The organism is Agromyces sp. NPDC057679 (genome assembly GCF_042799635.1).
Lineage (GTDB): Bacteria > Actinomycetota > Actinomycetes > Actinomycetales > Microbacteriaceae > Agromyces.
Genome location: NZ_JBHVIK010000016.1, coordinates 1 through 1,204 on the forward strand (window position 1 = coordinate 1; position 1,204 = coordinate 1,204).

Annotated in this window: 2 protein-coding genes; both read left to right on the forward strand. The window is 39.0% G+C overall.

Annotated elements, in window-relative coordinates:
• The first annotated feature begins 181 nt into the window (after nucleotides 1-181).
• The gene (locus ACFVAJ_RS21780) at nucleotides 182-316 is read left to right on the forward strand and encodes a hypothetical protein (RefSeq protein WP_275265778.1); all 135 of its coding nucleotides are present in this window, start codon (nucleotides 182-184) and stop codon (nucleotides 314-316) included.
• Nucleotides 317-407: 91 nt separating this feature from the next.
• The gene (locus tag ACFVAJ_RS21785; RefSeq protein WP_376947965.1) at nucleotides 408-710 is read left to right on the forward strand and encodes a hypothetical protein; all 303 of its coding nucleotides are present in this window, start codon (nucleotides 408-410) and stop codon (nucleotides 708-710) included.
• The last annotated feature ends 494 nt before the right edge of the window (nucleotides 711-1,204 follow it).

The window sequence follows — 1,204 nt, forward strand, 5'->3', positions numbered from 1 at the left end:
GACAGGTATATGTATAAGCGTCTTGCAAAAGAAATGTTAGAGAGGATGGGATATGATGGGCCTTTTGGAGAGACCACATCGGAACAAGACAACGAGGGGCAATGAGTGGACGCAGAGTGTAAAGAAAAATAAAGACAAGAGGGGAACAATTAAAGTTCCGCGAGATCAGCATGATCGGTTAATGGCTTTAGCATTTGCTAAAGACTTAAAAATGCCAGGTCTTTTGTTAGAAGTGGAGCAGCTTCTCCAGGAAACATTGACCGAAGATGAAAAAGCAATGTATCAAACCATGTTGAAAAAGCTGTCTAATAAATGAATTAAGTAGACACGTCTACATGTCTACGTTTATATGGCCGGCAGCGCAACAGCGTAGCCGGCCGTAATTATGTTTAGAATGAAATACACTCATGAAAGAAGGGACTATTTTGGAAAATGAGTTTAAAACACATTTAGAGGCCGATAGAGAGGTTTTAACGTCTTCGGGTGTAAAAGGTCAAAAAAACAAAAAAAGAGGCCCATATCGGACGAGAAACGGGTCGAAGATGGAAGATACTCATACGAAAATAAATTTTTATGCTAGAAATGATTTGAAGGAACGGCTCGATAAGTTGGCCAAGAAGCAACCGAAAGGTTTTAGACATAAGCTTTTCAATGATATGTTGGAGCAAATCATTATAGATTTAGAGGAGTTATCCGCAGATTCAGATTAAATTTTAAGCTGAAAAATGGAAAGGCATGTCGTTTATCCACAGTTTTGGAGGAAGAAGTTTCCCTTAAAGCCTTGTATTCTCAAAATTCGAATAGTAGAATAATAGATAATTAAATACGAACGGAAAAAAGGCAAAATAAAAAGTGCTCAATGTTGGTAGCATTGAACACTCCGACTGTTTGTAAGATCGCACCTCTTACAACGTCATTTAGATGTTATCTATTATACTCGGAAAAGGCTTCAAAATCAAGGTTTTACGGGGATAAAAAGGGTGACAGTGAATGACTGTTTTGGGTGTAATAACTCACAATCAGTCAGGAACTGTCGCCCTTTTTTCTTTCGTCACCCAGCTGCCGTTAAGGGGTGTAAAATAAACTGACGTCAGGAGTTGCTCCGTCCACTGCAAAAATACGGAGATGTAGCCACAAATAAGCGTTCCTTGCTGCGCTTGTGTTTATATTGCTATGACGGGCTTAAACGTTACGTTTTTTTTTC

Coding starts and splice junctions, on each gene's coding strand:
- ACFVAJ_RS21780 (WP_275265778.1), top strand. CDS start 182: ATGGCTTTAGCATTTGCTAAAGACTTAAAAATGCCAGGTCTTTTGTTA.
- ACFVAJ_RS21785 (WP_376947965.1), top strand. CDS start 408: ATGAAAGAAGGGACTATTTTGGAAAATGAGTTTAAAACACATTTAGAG.